This is a genomic window from Novosphingobium sp. AAP1 (assembly GCF_001295765.1).
Lineage (GTDB): Bacteria > Pseudomonadota > Alphaproteobacteria > Sphingomonadales > Sphingomonadaceae > Novosphingobium > Novosphingobium capsulatum.
The window spans coordinates 431094-448443 of sequence record NZ_LJHO01000002.1 but is presented as its reverse complement, the minus strand read 5'-3'; the positions used below and the strand labels follow the sequence as shown (position 1 = coordinate 448443).

The 17350-nt window shown below is 65.7% G+C and carries 16 protein-coding genes; 4 read left to right on the top strand and 12 right to left on the bottom strand.

The features are described 5' to 3' along the window. Positions 1 to 50: 50 nt before the first annotated feature. Together IP65_RS05980 and IP65_RS05975 are read left to right on the top strand one after the other, a co-directional pair. The gene (locus tag IP65_RS05980; protein ID WP_156306438.1) at positions 51 to 2384 is read left to right on the top strand and encodes an aminotransferase class III-fold pyridoxal phosphate-dependent enzyme; all 2334 of its coding nucleotides are present in this window, start codon (positions 51 to 53) and stop codon (positions 2382 to 2384) included. 20 nt (positions 2385 to 2404) lie between these two features. Continuing rightward, positions 2405 to 3133: a glutamine amidotransferase gene (locus IP65_RS05975; protein WP_156306436.1), complete on the top strand. Its 729-nt coding sequence runs from the start codon at positions 2405 to 2407 to the stop codon at positions 3131 to 3133. Here the strand turns inward: IP65_RS05975 and IP65_RS05970 are convergent. From IP65_RS05970 to IP65_RS05915, 12 genes are all read right to left on the bottom strand, one after another. Further along, positions 3124 to 4137, bottom strand: coding sequence for a Zn-dependent alcohol dehydrogenase (locus IP65_RS05970; protein WP_054131114.1), 1014 nt, complete (start codon positions 4135 to 4137; stop codon positions 3124 to 3126). The genes IP65_RS05975 and IP65_RS05970 overlap by 10 nt on opposite strands. Further along, entirely contained in the window at positions 4137 to 4976 is an 840-nt protein-coding gene (locus tag IP65_RS05965; RefSeq protein WP_054131113.1) for an SDR family NAD(P)-dependent oxidoreductase, read from the bottom strand. The genes IP65_RS05970 and IP65_RS05965 overlap by 1 nt, the downstream gene beginning before the upstream one ends. Positions 4977 to 5009: 33 nt before the next feature. After that, the gene (locus tag IP65_RS05960) at positions 5010 to 6104 is read right to left on the bottom strand and encodes an aromatic ring-hydroxylating dioxygenase subunit alpha (protein WP_054131112.1); all 1095 of its coding nucleotides are present in this window, start codon (positions 6102 to 6104) and stop codon (positions 5010 to 5012) included. A 16-nt stretch (positions 6105 to 6120) separates the two neighbouring features. Next, complete coding sequence (locus IP65_RS05955; protein ID WP_022678285.1) at positions 6121 to 6657, bottom strand: 2,4'-dihydroxyacetophenone dioxygenase family protein; 537 nt, start codon at positions 6655 to 6657, stop codon at positions 6121 to 6123. A 14-nt stretch (positions 6658 to 6671) separates the two neighbouring features. Continuing rightward, positions 6672 to 7208: a 2,4'-dihydroxyacetophenone dioxygenase family protein gene (locus tag IP65_RS05950; protein ID WP_022678284.1), complete on the bottom strand. Its 537-nt coding sequence runs from the start codon at positions 7206 to 7208 to the stop codon at positions 6672 to 6674. A 17-nt stretch (positions 7209 to 7225) separates the two neighbouring features. Beyond that, on the bottom strand, positions 7226 to 7759 hold the full coding sequence (locus IP65_RS05945; protein WP_022678283.1) for a 2,4'-dihydroxyacetophenone dioxygenase family protein: 534 nt from the start codon (positions 7757 to 7759) through the stop codon (positions 7226 to 7228). A gap of 61 nt (positions 7760 to 7820) precedes the next feature. Continuing rightward, a complete protein-coding gene (locus IP65_RS05940) occupies positions 7821 to 10379 on the bottom strand; it encodes a TonB-dependent receptor (protein ID WP_022678282.1) in 2559 nt (852 codons plus the stop codon). A 178-nt stretch (positions 10380 to 10557) separates the two neighbouring features. Then, a complete protein-coding gene (locus tag IP65_RS05935; protein ID WP_022678281.1) occupies positions 10558 to 11487 on the bottom strand; it encodes a helix-turn-helix domain-containing protein in 930 nt (309 codons plus the stop codon). Positions 11488 to 11516: 29 nt separating this feature from the next. Next, a complete protein-coding gene (locus tag IP65_RS05930) occupies positions 11517 to 12791 on the bottom strand; it encodes an MFS transporter (RefSeq protein ID WP_022678280.1) in 1275 nt (424 codons plus the stop codon). Then, positions 12788 to 13360, bottom strand: coding sequence for a VOC family protein (locus IP65_RS05925; protein WP_022678279.1), 573 nt, complete (start codon positions 13358 to 13360; stop codon positions 12788 to 12790). Before IP65_RS05925 ends, IP65_RS05930 begins: the two co-directional genes overlap by 4 nt. A gap of 132 nt (positions 13361 to 13492) precedes the next feature. Further along, positions 13493 to 14506, bottom strand: coding sequence for an NAD(P)-dependent alcohol dehydrogenase (locus tag IP65_RS05920; protein ID WP_054131253.1), 1014 nt, complete (start codon positions 14504 to 14506; stop codon positions 13493 to 13495). A gap of 91 nt (positions 14507 to 14597) precedes the next feature. Beyond that, a complete protein-coding gene (locus tag IP65_RS05915) occupies positions 14598 to 15470 on the bottom strand; it encodes an IclR family transcriptional regulator C-terminal domain-containing protein (RefSeq protein WP_231627576.1) in 873 nt (290 codons plus the stop codon). A 137-nt stretch (positions 15471 to 15607) separates the two neighbouring features. Between IP65_RS05915 and IP65_RS05910 the strand changes: the two genes are divergently transcribed. Both IP65_RS05910 and IP65_RS05905 read left to right on the top strand, forming a co-directional pair. Then, positions 15608 to 16855, top strand: a complete 1248-nt coding sequence (locus IP65_RS05910) for a Tm-1-like ATP-binding domain-containing protein (RefSeq protein ID WP_022678276.1) — start codon at positions 15608 to 15610, stop codon at positions 16853 to 16855. 19 nt (positions 16856 to 16874) lie between these two features. Further along, a complete protein-coding gene (locus tag IP65_RS05905; protein WP_082349800.1) occupies positions 16875 to 17348 on the top strand; it encodes a biotin/lipoyl-containing protein in 474 nt (157 codons plus the stop codon). Positions 17349 to 17350: the final 2 nt, after the last annotated feature.

Sequence of the window (17350 nt, the reverse complement as noted above, 5' to 3'; positions counted from 1 at the left end):
CAAAGGCCCTATGCAGGCGGCAAGGACGGAGCAGCGGCAGGAACGATACGGTGGCGGGATTGGCAGTTCATGATGCACTCGACGCCATTCCGCCAGCCTTTCCGCTGCAACAGGTGCAGGAGCGGGTTCACGCCGAGTGGGGATTGCGCGGCCAGTGGCACGCGATCAACTCGGAGCGGGACCAGACCTGGCATCTCACCGATGATGCTGGATCGGATTACGTGGTCAAGCTGTCGCACCGGATGGAGCAACCGGCCACGGTGGATTTCCAGATCGGGGCGCTCGATCACATCGCGCGGATCGACCCGCAACTGGCGGTGCCACGGATGGTGCCTACGCTTGCCGGCGCCAGGCGCACGACGATAACCGCCGATGATGGCACGGTGCACATCCTGCGCATCCTGACCTATCTCGACGGCAGGATCGCCCAGGATGCCTTTGCGGACTGCACCGATCCCGCAGCACTGCGCCGCGCCACGGGCGCCTTCGTGGCGCGGTTGAGCCTGGCGTTGCGTGGCTATTTCCATCCCCATGCGGCCAGCAACCGGCACGATTGGGATCTTTCGCGGGTGACTGCGCTGGCCCCGGCCCTGCCCCGCATTGCCGATCCGGCCCTGCGCGCGCAATGCGCCCAGATTCTGGCCGAGGCGGACAGCCGCATCTATCCGGCGCTCGCCCGCACGCGCCACCAGGTGGTGCATCAGGACGCGCACATGGGCAACCTGCTGGTCGATCCTGCACAGCCCGCAAACATCGTGGGCGTGATCGATTTCGGCGACATGCTTTATGGTGCGCTGCTGGCCGATCTGGTGACGGCGGCAGACTGTTTTCCCGATGAAAGCGTTGATCCGCTGGTCATCCTGGCCGAGGTGACGCAGGGCTTCGACACGGTCTATCCGCTGGAAGAAGCGGAAATCGACCTGGTATTCGATATGTGCTGCCTGCGCCTGGTCAACACCGTGCTGGTAGCCAATGCCCGGCGTGATCCCGCAGACGAAACGCCCGATGCACATCTGGGCGGCGGGCGCAAGCATAGTGCGATGCTGGCCAAGTTGCTGGCAGTGGGGCGTGATACCGCGACCCATGCGCTGCGCCGGGCCTGCGGTTTTCCGGTGCCCGCGCTGGCCCCGGATCCGGCAGCCGCGCGCACGGGCCTGATCGCGCAGCGGGACGCGGCGTTTGGCAAGATCTGGCACTTCTATGAAACGCCGCTGCATCTTACCCGTGGGCAAGGCCCCTGGCTGATCGGCGCGGATGGCACGCGCTATCTCGACGCCTACAACAACGTGCCGCAGGTAGGCCATTGCCACCCGGCCGTGGTGCGCGCCATCGCGCGCCAGGCTGCCGCGCTCAACGCCAACACGCGCTATCTGGCCGATAGCCCTGGTTCCTATGCCCAGGCGCTGCTGGCCAAGGCACCGGCCGGATTCGATGTCTGCTCGTTCGTCAATTCCGGCAGCGAGGCCAACGACGTGGCCGCGCAGATTGCCCGCTTTGCCACCGGGCGCACCGGCGCCGTAGTGATGCAAGGCGCCTATCACGGGATCACGGCCGCCACGGTAGAGCTTTCTCCGCTCACCAAGGCGCCGCCCGCGCATGTGGCCTGCCTGCCTCCGCCCGACCTCTATCGCGGCGTCGCGCCCGATCCGGCGGAAAGCTGGGCCAAGGCCGTGGCAGCGCTGGCCCAAGCCGGCCACCAGCCGGCGTTCCTGATGATTGACACCGCGCTGACCAGCAACGGCGTGCCCGGCCAGCCAGAAGGCTATATGCAAGGCCTTGCCCGTGCCGGCCGCGCATCCGGCGCGCTGGTGATTGCCGACGAGGTGCAGGCCGGGCTGGGTCGCCTGGGCAGCTTCTGGGGATTTGCCACTCAGGGCCTGGACCAGGTTGACGTGATCACGCTGGGCAAGCCGGTCGGCAATGGTCATCCGCTCGGCGTGGTGCTGACGCGGCGCGACCTGTGGCAGGCGTTCTATGCCGATTGCGAGGTGTTCAGCACGTTTGGCGGCAACAGCGTGTCCTGCGCGGCGGGGCAAGCCGTGCTGGACGTGATCGAGCGGGAAGACCTGATCGCCCGCGCCAACCAGGTGGGAGACCTGCTGCGAACCGAACTGCGCGCGCTGGCACGGCAATTCCCGCTGATCGGCGACGTGCGCGGGCGCGGCATGTTGACCGGGCTGGAATTCGTAACCGATCAGGCGGCTCGCACCGCCGCCCCGCACCAGGCGCGCCAGTTGGTGGAACGGATGCGCGAAAATGGCGTGCTGGTGGGCACGTCGGGCGAATATCGTGCCACGTTCAAGCTGCGCCCGCCGCTCACCTGGACGGAAACCGAAGTGGCGTTCTTCATCGATGCCCTGCGCAAGAGCCTCAACGCCCTCTAACGCCTGCGAAAGAACCGATCGTGCCCAAGCCCTTGCTGATCATCCAGCCAGCAACCTCGTATGACGACATGCCCGCGACCTGCGCCGTGCACGGGGACGAGGTCGCCTGGTTCAGCGCCGGCTGCGGGGTGCCGCGTGACGAGATCCTGGCGATCAAGGTCTATCAGGATGAACCCCTGCCCGATCCGGCCGAGGTCCGCGCCACGATCATTACCGGCGCGATCGACATGGTCACCGATGGTCACCCATGGATCGAGCGCACGGCAGCCTGGGCGCGTGACGCCATGGCGCATGGCGCGCCGATCCTGGGCGTGTGCTTTGGCCACCAGTTGCTGGCCCATGCCCTGGGCGGAGTGGTGGATGACAACCCGCGCGGTGCGATGTTTGGCGGGGTGGATGTGGCGCGCACCCCAGCCGGCGCGCAGGACGCGCTATTTGCTGCGCTGCCGCAGGTGGCGCGACAGATGGTTTTCCATTTCCAGTCGGTGCTGGCCTTGCCGCAAGGGGCACAGGTCCTGGCCACCAGCGGCCACGATCCGCACCACGCCGTGCGCTATGCGCCGCGCGCCTGGGGCGTGCAGTTTCACCCCGAATTCGATGCCGCCATCATGGCCGGCAGCTATGACGTCTATGCCGATGCCATTGCCCGCGCTGGCTTTTCCGTGCCCGCCCTGCGCGCCGCCAATGCCGATACGCCCGACGGACCGGCATTGTTGCGTGCGTTCATCGCGGCGGCCGATCAGGCCTGATAACCCGGCGCAATCAGCACTTTGCATTGGTGGGTGCGCTGGCGCAGGGTTTCGAACACATCGGGCGTCTGCGCCAACGCGATGGTATCGGTTACCAACAGGCGCGGTTCGGCCAGGCCGCGATCGAGCGCGTCGAGCGCGGCTTCGTATTCCTGCCGCGTGAAGAAGGCAGAGGTGATCAGCCGCACTTCCTTTGACAGCATGGCAAAGGTGTTGAGCGTGTCGGGCCGGGTGCACAGCCCGAGCAGTACGATCGTGCCGCGGTTGCGCGCGGCTTCCACCCCTTGCGCGATCAGGCCAGGCACGCCGACGCATTCGAACACCAGATCGGCAGGGCCACCCAATGCGCGCTGTGCCGCGCCCACCGGATCATCGGGCGCCACCACGAAATCGTGTGCGCCCATGGCCAGGGCGCGGTCCTGCTGCCAGGGGGCGATATCCTGCACCACTACGCGGCCCGCGCCATGCTGCCGCGCCCAGAACGCCACGGCGAGGCCGATCGGCCCAGCGCCCAGCACCAGCACCTTGTCGCCCCGACGCAGGCCAGACAGGCCGATGCCATGCAGCGCCACGGCCAGTGGCTCGATGATCGCGCCATCGGCCAGGCTGGCACTTTGCGGCAAGCGCACGCATTGGTTGGGCCGGGTGAGCGCATATTCGGCATAGCCGCCACCCTGCAGGCCAAACGCGGTACACCACTGCACCTCTCCGGCGCGGCAAGCCGGGCAATCGCCGCAGCTTTTCAACGGGCTGACCGCCACGCGATCACCCACGCGCCAACCGGAGACATCACGGCCCAGGGCCACCACTTCGCCAGCGAACTCATGCCCCAGGATGGAGCCGGCGCCTTGGCCATAGGCGGGGTCCTCGGTCATGTGCAGATCCGATCCGCAGATGCCGCAGCGGCCCACCCGCACCACCAGATCGCCCGCTTCTGGCACGGGGTCGGGCACGGTTTCCAGCGCCAGGGGCCGGTGCAGCCCCTGCATCACCACCGCGCGCATTACTGGTACTTGCCCAGCATCATGCCGCCATCGATCACCACGTGGCTGCCGGTCATATAGTCAGACGCATCAGAGGCGAGCAGCAGCGCGAGCGGCTTGATCTGCTCAGTCTCGGCCAGCTTGCCCAGCGGCACGATGGCATCCCAGGCAGCGCGCGCCACCGGGTCTTTCTTGAGCCAGCCGCCGCCGATATTAGTCACGAACGGGCCAGGCGCAATGGCGTTCACGCGGATGCGGAACTCGGCCAGTTCCAGCCCCAGCGCACGGACCATGTGCAGCACCCCGGCCTTGGCTGGCATATAGGGCAGACCCACGATCGGCTCTGTCACCAGGCCGGCGTTGGATGCGGTGCAGATGATCGAGCCGCCGCTGCGCCCGTTGGCGCGGCCGGGTTGCTTCATGATCCGCACGGCGTTGGAAATGGTGTAGAATACGCCGTTGAGATTGACCGCGATCGACTTGTCCCAGCGCGCCGGATCATAAGTATCGACCTGGCCTTCCGGGTTGCGATGGCCCGCCGGGTTCCAGAAGCCGGCGCCGGCATCGATCCCGGCATTGGCAAAGCAGATATCCAGCCCGCCGAACGCGCTGGCATGGTCGTCAAAGGCGGCTGCCACCGCATCGAAGCTGGATACATCGCAATGGACGGCGCGGGCCTCGTGCCCCGCCTCGCGCAGCAGGGCGGCTTCGCGCTCTGCACCGGGCAGGTCTATGTCTGCCAGAGTGACCGCCGCGCCGCCTTCGGCCATGGCCTGGGCATAGGCAAGGCCAATGCCGCTGGCAGCCCCGGTGACCAGCGCGCTGCGCCCGGCGATGCTGAAACGATCGATAATGGCCATGACTTTCCTCTCCAATGGGGGGATGCCCCGCGTTTACGCGGTGGCTTCGGTGTCTTGCGGCAGGGTGGCGCCCTGCTCGCGTGCGATCAGGCGCTGCAGCAGCCGGCGGGCGCGGATGCCGCCGCCATCGCCGCCCAGCACCAGCGGCTTCAACGCCCAGAAATCAGCCCCACGCATCAGGCGGTGGCTATCGCGGATGATCGGCATGTCCTCGCGTTCGAACGCATGTTCGAGCGCGGCCTGCATGCCTTGCGAAAACGCCGCATCGCCCAGCGCGAAATCGCGCCCCGTGGCCCAGATATAGTGCGTGGTATCGGGCGTTTCGGGGGTAAAGGCATGGAGCGAGGGCAGCAGCGTGCATTGCTCACGCGGTGTGCCGGGCGGCCCGGCGACATAGTCAAAGCGCAGAACCGCCGGCGCGTGCCAGATCACCTCGCCATAGAAATCCTGCGCCTGCCCCACGCGGCCCAGCATGGCGCCGATGCCATCAGACAGCGTATCATTCAGGCGGACATATTCGGCATGCACCGTTTCGCCATCCTGCCAGAAGCGCCGTTCTCCTTCAGTAAAGGCGCGGGCGACCAGCGCGGGGTGGACGAAGTTGGCATGGCTGAGATCGAGGATATTGTCGCTGTAGAGTTCGTAATGCCCTTCGGCGCGGGTGGCGCCGCGCACCACCGCCCAGACGGGATCGACCAGCCAGGAAAAATCCGGGATCAGCGCGGCATCGGCGCGTTCCGCCTCACCCATCCAGATCCACAGCAGGCCATGGCGCTCGACCAGCGGATAGACCGGCAAGCGTGTGGCGGGCAACTGCCCACCGGGGTGGGGATTGTGCAAGCAGGCGCCCCCGCCATCAAAGCGCAACCCGTGATAGGGGCACGCGAGCGCGCCATCGATCACCCTGCCCTGCCCCAGCGGGGCAAAGCGATGGGGGCAGCGTCCACCCACGGCATGGGCCATGCCCGCCTCGTCGCGAAACAAGGCAACCGGCTCTTCCAGGAAGACCCGATCAATCGGGTCGCTGCCCAGGTCATCGGCCCACCCGGCCACGTACCAGCAATGGCGCAGATACGTGCCGCGCGGTGGACCGGCCAGAATGGGGATGGAAAGCGCCGGCGCCGGCATCACGCTGCCCCGCTGCTCACAGATAGAGTTGCTTGTTGATGGCAATGCCGTGTTCGCGGCAGTAGCTTTCATAGTGGTTCATGAACCACCACACATCGAGCGTTTCCACGTGGTTGCCTTGGGCATCGAAGAACTCGTTGGCGCCCTGCATGTGAAACAGCGCTTTCATCCCCTGGGGATCATCGGTCACCAAGGTGTGCGCGGTGCCCGGCGTTTCAGTGATGAATTCGCCAGGGCGGCACACCCAATCGTATTCCAGATAGCGGAACGAGCCTTCCAGCCCGATCGCCCAGACCTTGCCCCGGTGCTTGTGCGTGCCGATCACGCCGGGGCCCTTGATCCACAGGATGTTGACATAGATGTTTTCGCGCACGTCGAAAGCCAGGTGGCGGATCGCGGCGTTGTCACCGAACGGAACCCACGGGCTTTCCGCCTCTCCCGCGCCGACATAGGTGCCTTCCACCCCGCGGGCGCGGATCAGGTCACCATAGAGTTCGGGCACCGAGACGATTTCATAGGCGGATGAGGGCGGCGCCTTCATGCTGCTGGCCATGGCGTTTGCCTTTGTCAGAGATAGAGCTTGGGATTGATCGCAAGGCCGTGCTCGCGGCAGTGCGTCTCGTAGTGGTTGATGAACCACCAGACGTCGGCGGTATCGACCAGATTGGCCTGGTCATCGTAGAAATCGATCGGTCCCTGCATCCAGCCGAACAGCTTGCAGCCCTGCGGGTGATCGGTCACCAGCGTGTGGCTTTCGCCCGGCGTTTCCAGGATCAGGCCCCCCGGCGTTGCCACCCAATCGTATTCGAGATAGCGTACCGATCCTTCCAGGCAGACCATGGTGATCGTGCCGCGATGGAAATGGGTGCCGATCACGCCCGGCCCCTTGACCCACAGGATGTTGGAAAACAGATTCTGGCGCACGTCGAACGCCAGGTGCTTGATCGCCGCGCCATCGCCGAACGGCACCCATGGGCTGTCCACGTCGGTGGCGGCGTCGATATAGCGGCCGCCGGGGCTGAGCCGTTCGACCAGGGCCTTGTGCGGGAATTTCACGTCGACGATTTCCGCCTTGTTCGACGGCGGGGCTGTCATCACGGTCATGGGGGGATCTCCGGGGTTCAGCGGATCAGGGTGTCGACGTAATCGGCGCCGATGCCGACAGCGGCATAATGCGCGCGGGCGGCGGCGATATAATCGAACACGTCATAGTGGCCGATGGTGTTGCCGGCCTCGTCGAGCCACATCAGCGGGCCCGACACGACGAAGAACACCTTCATCGGGTCTTCGTGTTCATAGCAGACCAGGGTGTGGCTCTCGCCCGGGGTTTCATAGATGAAATCGCCGGCGGTGGCCGTCCACGCATGTTCGAGATAGGCCCACTTTCCGCTAATCGTGTAGGCCCAGATCGGGTGTGGGTGATAGTGGCGGTTAACCAGGCCAGCCTGCTTGCTCATCAGCACGTCGGCCCACATGTTTTTCGATGGGCTGATCCACACCGGCTTGGAAAACACGGTTTCGCTGATCGGCACCCAATAGCGTTCATCGCCTTCGGCAATTTTGGGCATGTAGACTTCGGGCAGGCCACCATCGCGGAAGACTTTCTCTACCGGCTTGATGTCTTTCCAGAATTCGGCGTGGGGGGCTTCGGGCATTATCGTTCTCCAGGGGAGGAGCCGGGCAGCGCGGGGACGCGCGCCGCCCGGCCTTGTTGCGTCAGAACTTCACGCCAACGCGCGCATACCATTCGGCCGGACGGCTATAAGTGCCGTAGATCTGGCCGCCGGCCAGCTGTGCCTGGCCCGTGGTGAGATAGCGTTCGTTGGTCAGGTTGGTGCCACCGGCGGTGAGTTCCCAGCTGCCGCCCGGCGCACGATAGGTGATCGAGCCGTTGAGCACCGTGGTATGCTGCCGGTCGAGCAGGAAGGTGCCTTCGGTGTCATTCTTCATCATGCTGGTGAAGGTGACATCGCCAAGGAACACCAGGGTGCCGTGGCTGCCCAGATCGGCCTGATAGCGGGGCGATACGTTGAATTTCCACTTGGGAGTCTTGGGCAACGTGGCCCCTGCAAAGACCCCGGCCTGGAGCGCGGAGGGTGCAACCTGCGCCGGGCCATCGACGCTGGTGTATTTGGCGTCGGTATAGCCGAGCGAGCCGGTCACGGTCAGGCCACGCACAGGGGCTGCCACCAGTTCCACTTCAAAGCCCTTGATCCGCGCGTCACCAGCATTCTGGATGGTGGGCGAAACCCCCTGCTGGAAGTTGAGCTGGATGCCGTTGTAATTGGTGAGGAACACCGCGCCGTTGATCTGCAGATGCCGATCGAGCAGCTCGGACTTGATCCCCGCTTCCCAGGTTTCGGCCTTTTCCGGGCCAAAGCCCGGCGCATAGGGTAAGGGATTGGACAGGCGCGTGGTCCAGCCGCCGGTCTTGTAGCCCTTGGACCAGCTGGCATAGACCATGATGTCCTGCGTGGGGTGCAGTTGCACGCCGACCTTGGGCGAGAAGTTGGAGAAGGTCTTGTGCTGCACACCGGCAACGTAATAGCGCAGCGGCTGCCCGGCGTTAGGGAAGCCATTGTCCACCCGGCAGGCGTCGCTGATCGGGTTGAGCGAGGCGCAGTTGGGATCGCCGAAATAGTTCGCCAGCTTGTAGTTCAAGCCGTTGGCATCGGACTGGAAGCCTTCGAACTCCTTCTTTTCGTGGGTATAGCGGCCACCCACGGTAACCGCGATCAGGTCTGACAGGGCATAATCGACCTGGCCATAGAATGCATAGTTCTTGGTCGAGAGGTTGTTGGGCCCGTCAACTTGCAGCAGGCCTTCGGCGAAAGTCACATAGTCGTGCAGGTCACCGCTTTCGGTGAAGTAATAGGCGCCGAGGACATACTTGAGCTTCTTGTCCACAGCCGTGCCAGTGAGTTGCAGCTCCTGGCTGAACTGCTTCTGGTTCATCGAGAAGCTGGTGTGGAGGAAGTTGAGCGGCGAACCGTCAAGGTCCATGCCCACCACCCAGTGCAATTCGCGATAGGCCGTGATCGACTTGATCGAGGCCGTGTCAGACAGATCGAAATCGAGCGTCAGCGCGGCGCCGCCCTGCTTCAACTTGTTGAAGTTGTTGCCGTTGGCATAGGACGTGTCGATGTTGTTGGTGACGAACCGATTGTCATAGGGCAGCCGGTTGTTGTCAGGATTGTTGTCGGTGTTGACGCCATAGATCGCGGGCAGATCGAGGATCGAGTTGAGCCCGCCGCGGCGATAGAGATAGGCGGCCGAGGGCGGCCCGCCGATGAAGCTGTCGCACGGGCCGGTAACGCCGCCCACGGTGGTGGTGGGATTGCCGGCGATCGCGCAGTTATAGGTGCCGGCAAACACCGCCGGGAAGGTGGTGATCACCTTGTTGGCGATCTGCGAGGTATCGGTGCGGCTGTAATCCCCGGTCAGAGTCGCGCGGAACGTGGCGCCATTGTAGCGGATCTTGCCGCGCAGGTTCCAGGTATTGTCGCCCCCTTCGGTGCCGTAGCCCTGGTTGCCGTAACCGGCCGCCTTGAGCGAGGTGATCGGATCGAACGCATAGTTGTTGGCGCCCGGATAGGGAATGCGATGCAGGTAGCCATCGCGCTTGGTGATCGCAAAGCTCAAGGACGAGGACAGCTTGTCGGCCAGCGGCATGTCGACCGTGCCCTTGGCGCTGAACAGGCTGTAGCTGCCGGTCATCGCGCTGCCGACAAAGCGGAACGTATCGCCCGGATCGTGCGTGACGATCGAGATGGCGCCACCGATCGTGTTGCGGCCAAACAGCGTGCCCTGCGGCCCCTTGAGCACTTCGACGCGCTCGACATCGGGCAGGTCCTGGTTCGCGCCGACCGAGCGGGCAAGATAGACGCCGTCAAGATAGATGCCCACGCCCGGATCGATGTTGAAGGCAAAATCGTTGGCGCCGATGCCGCGGATATAGGCCGCCAGCACCTGGCTTGACCCCGAAAACGGCGTACCGGCATCAAGCGTGACGTTGGGCGCGATGTTCGAGAGCGAGGAAACGCTGGTCACCGCGCGCTCCTGCAGGGCCGCTGCGGTGAAGGCGCTGATGGCGATCGGCACATCCTGGACGTTTTCCGCACGCTTCTGCGCGGTCACGACGATTTCCTGGATGCCCCCGTTGCCGCTCTGCGCCTCTGCCTGCGGCGCAGCCTGACCTTGTGGCGCTTCCTGCGCCATGGCCGGGCTGGCCAGTGCAATGGCCAGTGCGCCCACCGATACCGGTGCGAACTTCATGGTCTCTCTCCCTTTTTTCGATGCGGGTTGTGCCCGGATTCCCCTGACATCCGATCCGCTGTGCACGATGGTAGGTGTTCGGGGTGATCTGCGCTTGCATTGGTGCGCAAGCCGATCAGGATTCTGGCGCAACCACCCCGAAAAATTCAGCGCGCCCGAACAATTCAGCCGGCAAGGTTCAATTGCCAGCACGCCATTCGCGCGGCGCCACGCAAAAGCGCTGGCGAAAACAGCGCGCGAAATAGGCGCTGTCGTTAAATCCCATTTCGAATGCGATCTGCGTGATGCTGGCGCCAGGGCTGCCGGTAATGCGATCGGCCGCGCGCTGCAGGCGCCGCTCGAGGATATAGGCGCTGGGCGTGGTGCCCATCATGGCAAACACGTTCTGCACCGTGCGGACCGAGGTGTGGCAGGCATCAGCGAGGGTCTGCGTGCGCAGCGCCGGATCGCCCAGATGGGCATCGACCAGCGCCACCACCTTGTCGCGCAAGGCATGGTCGGTCACGCGCTCTTCAGGATGGGTGGCGCCGCGCATGGCGAGCGCGGCGAGGTCATAGAACACGGCACTCACGCCCTGCTGCCAGGCCATGTCCTGCCCGCTCTGATCGCCCTGGTGCCACAGCGAGCGCAGGAAATCGTGGAATACCCGGCCGCCCGGACTGGCCCCGCACAGGCGGCGGCTGAGCATGTCATCGAGGCCCGGCACCCGTTCGGCGAGCGGCGCGCGCGGGAACTCTACCACCAGCAGTTCATGCGCGGAAAGATCGAGCGTGTAGGACTGGTGCGGCGATCCGATCACGAAATCGCCGGCTTCGAGCAGGCTTTCCGCCTGCCCCTGGCGATGCAGGCTGCGGCCCCGGCATTGCAGGTGCAGGATCAACCGCTCGGTCGTGGCCTGATCACCCTGCCGCCCCACGAACGACGCGGTCGAGCGCGGGCGGATCATGGCGAGGTCACCCACCGTCCATGACCACATTTCGCCCACGAAATCGCGGCCCTGGGTTTTCACATAAGTGCCGGAATAGATGCGATCGACCAGGTCATTCCAATACGACAGGCGCTGGTCGGGCGCGATGGCATCGGTGGCGTAGCGTTGCACGGCATTCATCGGCGTGAGCTCCCCCAACGAGAACAAGATCAGGCGCTTGGCACGACCCCCGGTGTTACGGGATGGCGGCCCGATGCCGCCCGCCGCGCGAGCACGCGCGGTGCGCTTTCCTCAAGGCCCAGCGCCAGCACACCGGCCGCCAGGCACAGCACGAGCATCAGCCACACCGGCGCCGCCAGGCCATAGGCATCGGCCAGGAAGCCGGCCAGAAACGGGCTGAGCACCCCGCCCAGCACTTCGCCGATGCCCATGACCACGCCGGTCAGGGTGGCGGTCAGCCGCGGGTCGACGCTTTCGGCCGGGATCGTGGCCATGAACATCGGGAACAGGCCGTTGAGCGCCCAGCCAAAGAAGAAGATGGCGCCCAAGAGCCAGGCCGAGCCGCCATAGTAGATGGCGCCCAGCGGCAGGATCGCACCCAGGAACGAAAAGGCGATCATCACCGGGCGGCGGCCAATGGCATCGGACAGCGCCGGCACGGCAAAGCTGCCGATCCCCGCCGAAATGCCCAGCGTGGCCATGAGCCAGCCCATCGTGCCCGGATCGAACCCGCGCCCCTTGGTGAGAAACAGCGGCATGAACGCCCAGCACACCACCAGATAGGACACCAGCAGGATCGCGATCAGCGCACACAGCACCACGTTGCGGTGGGCAAACGCGGCGCGCAGCGTCACGCGCGGCGCATCGTCATGATGCTCAACCGCAGGCGGTTCACGCAGGGTGAACCAGATCAGCGCCGCAGTAATCACGCCTGGCGCCGCTGCCAGGTAGAACCCCTCACGCCACCCATAGGCGACCGCCAGTGGCACCAGCAGGATCGGCGCGAGCCCCGAGCCGAGCAGATTGGAGCCCAGGTTCTGGGCCACGCCCATCGCCATGCCCCGCCGTTCCGGCGATACCTCGCCCACGATCATGGCATGGCTGACGGGCATGACGCCACCTTCGGCCGCGCCCATCAGCAGACGGGCGCCAAGCAGCATGAGGAACGAAGTGGCAAAGCCCGACACCACCGAGCACAGGCAAAACGCCAAGGTGGCAACCACCACCACGGCCTTTTGCGCGCCGAGCCGATCCGAAACGCGCCCCACGACAAAGCCCGACAAGGCCCAGGTGAGCGAGAGGGCCGAGGAAAACAGCCCAACCTGCGTGTTCGACAGGCCCAGATCGGGCTGGACGAACGGCATGAGAAAGTTGAGCGCGTTGCGATCGAAGAACAGGATGCCGAAATTGAGGCTGAGCAGACCGGTCACCCAGACCTGATAGCCGCTGCTGGCGCGCGCCGGCGCGTGGGCCCGCCCGCTCACAGGAACGGCCTTACCGGATCGCTGCCGTCCCACCCGCGCGATGCCTGCCACATCGCGGTGAAATGGCGGTCCATGTCGGGCGTGGCGGGGATCAGTTCGACAAAGCCCGGCGCGCCATCATGCCCCCCTTCGAGATAGGCGACAGCGCCCCCCGTGGGCACCGGGGCGCGAAAGGCCATGGTATAGCCGCGTTGCAGGTAGCCGGGCAGCGCCGCATCGACATCGCGGCAGGCAATGCCAACGTGGTGGAAGCCATGGCCGCGCGCCTCGATCGTTTCGCGATAGACCGACGGGTTATCATCGAGCGGCTGGATCAATTCGATCTGCATGTGCCCGGCAAAACCCATGGCGATCGCCACGTCGGCGGTGGACGGCGTGCCGCGATAGACCTGCCCCTCGGTCAGGAAATGGGGTAGCAGGAAAAATGGCCCTGCCCCGCAATCGCGGATGAAGTGGTCGATCGCGGCGTTGATATCGCGCACCACGAACGCAGTCTGGCAAATTCCGCCGATCGGCTGGCCATAGCCGAGCGTGGCGGCCGGTGTGACGGCAGACGTAAGCTGGTCCAACGGCGTGTCCTTTCCCCTTGCGCACGCGCCCACCGCCGGAAACCCGGCGTCGCACCATGCGCGCATCCTCTTCCCTTGGCGCGCCGGCCGCTATCGGGCCGCGTCACGCCTGCTCTGGCCCAAGGCCGGCGATCACACCGTGATCACGACCTTGCCAAACAACCCTGCCGATGCCTGATACTCCCAGGCCTCGCGCGCCTGCTCCATGGCAAAGCGGCGATCGATCACCGGCGTGATGCCGTGGGCATCGATGAACTGGTTAAGCCGGCGCGCCATGCCGGCCGAGCCGACAAAGATTCCGCGCAGGCTGGCCCCCTTGATCATCAGCCCGTGCGGGCTGGTATCGCCACTGCGGGTCAAGACGCCGATCAGCGCGATCTCGCCGGCAAAGCCGACCGCCTGGATGCTTTGCGCCAGGGTGCCGGCACCGCCCACTTCGACGACATGGTCCACCCCGCCGCCGGCAAGCTCTGCCGCGCGCACGCCCCAATCGGGCGTGGTGCGGTAATTGATCGTTTCGTGCACGCCCATGGCCCGCACGCGCTCCAGCTTTTCATCGGACGATGACGTGGCGATCACCCGCGCCCCGGCCGCCAGCGCGATCTGCGCGGCGAGCAGCGAAACCCCGCCAGTGCCCAGCACCAGCACCGAACGCCCCGGCCCGACCGGCCTTGGCCCTTCCATCAAGGCATGCCAGGCCGTGACCCCGGCGCAGGGCAGGCAGGCCGCTTCCTCGAACGACAGGCTGGCGGCGATGGGCACCACGCCGTGGGCGGGCAGCACCACCACATCCTGCAGCATGCCGGTGGCGGGCGGCGCGCCGAGCGCTGGACCGGAACCGGGATTGGGCGGTCCATCGTCCCAGTTCTGGAAAAACAGGCCAGCGACGCGGTCACCCACGGCCAAGCCAGTCACCCCTTCCCCCACCGCCACGATCTCTCCCGCGCCGTCAGACAGCGGCACGGTGTCACGATCGACTGCGCCGCCGAAATAGTGGCCCAGCGGGATCAACTGATCGCGATAGTTGAGCGAACAGGCCCGCACGCGCACCGCCACTTCGCCAGGGCCAGGGTGCGGCTCCGGAACGTTGACCAGCGCCATGTCGTCAAGCGATTGCGCGCCCTTGCGGATAAGCCATTGCCGCATATAGCCGTCCATCTCCCCCATGGCATATGGTCTGCTTCTTACGCCTTGTTGCCAATTATGGCACAGCCGCCAGGCAAATTAATCAGCTAGACTAACTATTTTCACCAGGTGAAACGCTTTTCGCGGTCCCTGCGGCAAACTGGGCCATGATCGCGCCGCTTGGCGCCCGCCCTTCTGCCGCCAAGGCCGCGCGTTCGATCGCCATGGCGATTTCGCGGGCAGTATGCTTGAGCGCACCCAGATGGCGCAGCATGACCGCATCATCGGTGCCGCGCTTGGCCGGCCAGGTGATGTTGATCGAAGCCACCGGCGCACCATCCAGCAGGATCGGCACGGCCATCGATCGGCGCCCGTCGCGCAGCACCAATTGCCTCGACCGATCCGGCCATGGGTGCAGCGGCTCGCGCGCAGCATAGCCGCGAGAGCGTGTTTCAGCCAGGATCGCGCGCAGATCGGCTTCGCTACCTTCTTGCGGGTTGCGAGGGCGCAGGCGGGTGATGATCGCCTCGCGCTCTTCCTCGCGGCAGGCGGCGAGATAGGCCCGCCCGGTGGCGGTATGGATATAGGAAAGCTTGACGCCAACCGGGCCGAGCGTGGCCGAATCGAGTCGGAACAGCGGGCTGTTAGTTTCCACGATCTCCATGTGATCGAGGCGCGGCATGGCGAGCACCGATGGCCACGAGACGCGCGTCGACAGTGCCTTGAGCCAGGGCGAGGCCACCTCGGCGACATGCTCCAGCGTCAGCGCCTGCGAACGCGCCCGGGCATCGACGTGGGGCAGATAGGCACCGTCGGCAAGCCGCTGCCATATCAGCCCTTTCTGGCCCAGCGTCTGCAGCATGCGCAGCAACGTCGCCTTGGGCAGGCCCAGCGCCACATGCATTTCGTGCAGGCTGGCCGCGCGGCGGGCCTGCACCTGCAGCAAGACATCCAGGCCACGCTCCAACGCGCGGACGGTCTTCACCTTCCGATCCTGCATCCTGTCTCCCGACCGCTGTTGCGGCTCGTTATGGTTTCATCTTGTGAAACGGAAGAATGGCGCAGCCGGTGGCAAAGTCAAATCCATTGGCGCAACATCAAGGCCGAGGGAGAGAACCGACCATGACCCAGAGCCAAGGCGCCACAGCGCCCAGCGTGCTGCTTGTCATTACGCAGGATACCAAGGAGGAAGAGGCCCGCTTCACCCGTGCCGCGCTGGAAGCGGCAGGCGTGCGCGTGGTGCACCTCGATCCCAGCGTCCGGCGCACCCTGGGCGGCGCGGAAATTGCGCCGGAAGACGTCGCCGCCGCAGCCGGCATGACCATTGCCGAGGTGCGCGCCCTGGGCCACGAGGGCAAGTGCCAGGCGGCCATGATCAAGGGCGCGATCGCCGCCGCCCACGCCTGGGATGCGCGCGAGCCGATTTCCGGCATCCTTGCCGTCGGCGGGTCGATGGGTTCGGCCCTGGCCGGCGCGCTGATGCAGACGTTTCCCTATGGCCTGCCCAAGCTGATCGTCTCGACCATGGCCTCGGGTTTCACCAAGCCCTACATGGGCATCAAGGACATCGCGATGATGAACGCGGTGACCGATATCTCTGGCCTCAACACCATCAGCCGCGATGTCTTTGGCAACGCCGCGCGCGCCGTTGCCGGCATGGCGCGCGGTTATGACCGCAACGCCCCGGCCGAAAAGCCGCTGGTGCTGATCACCACGCTGGGCACGACCGAAGCGTCTGTGCGTCGCATCCGCGAGGCGCTGGAGCGCGATGGCTGCGAAGTGATGGTGTTCCATTCCTCTGGCGCGGGCGGGCCGACGCTGGATGGCCTGGCCCAGGCCAAGGACGTGGCCCTGGTGCTCGATCTGTCGCAGACCGAAATCCTCGATCACCTGATGGGGGGATTGGCCGACAGCGGCCCGGATCGCGGCAAGGCGGCCCTGGCGCGCGGCATTCCCACGATCCTGGCGCCGGGCAATGCCGATTTCATCATCGCCGGACCGATCGACGCGGCGCGCGCGCAGTTTCCTGGCCGGCGCTATCACGAACACAATCCGCAGCTGACCGCCGTACGCACCACGATCGAGGACCTGCGCAAGCTGGCCGATCACCTGGCCGCCAATGTGCGCGATGCGCAGGGGCCGGTCCGCGTGATCACGCCGCTGCACGGCTTTTCCAACCATGACAGCCCCGCCGGCCACATCATGGACCGATCGGTGCCCGGCCCCTTTGCGCAATACCTGCGCGAGGTGATGCCGCCGCATGTGCCCGTCACCGCCGTGGACGCGCACTTCAACGATGAAGCCTTTTCCGATGCCGTGATCGCCACGGCGCGGGCGCTGCTGGCCGACGCGCCGGCGTGCGTGGCCTAATCCGTCCAAAGGGACCACGATGACTCCAGACCTGCCATTGACCGCCGAAGATGTGGCCGAGATTGCCGAGATCCTGGCGCATTCGGGCTATCGCGAGCTTGACCTTTCCACCCGCCGCTTTCGCCTGCGCGTGTCACGCGGGGCAGACCAGGACGGCGGCGGCGATGGCGGCCTGACCCAGGAATGGCAATGGGCGGGCGATGGATCGGCCGGCGCCGGCCCTGCCAGCGCCGAGGCAGCCGGCGAAGCGGCGGCCGATCCCGACGTGATCGCCAGCCCGCTGCCCGGCACGTTCTATCACGCACCACAGCCCGGCGCGCCGCCATTCGTGGCCGTGGGAGACGCCATTACCGCCGATACCGTGGTGGGTATCGTCGAAACCATGAAGCTGATGAACCCGGTCCATGCCGGGCGCGCGGGAACCGTTGCGGCCGTGCTGGCCGCCAATGGCGCACTCGTGGCCAAGGGCACCCCGCTCGTGCGCCTAACCTGAAA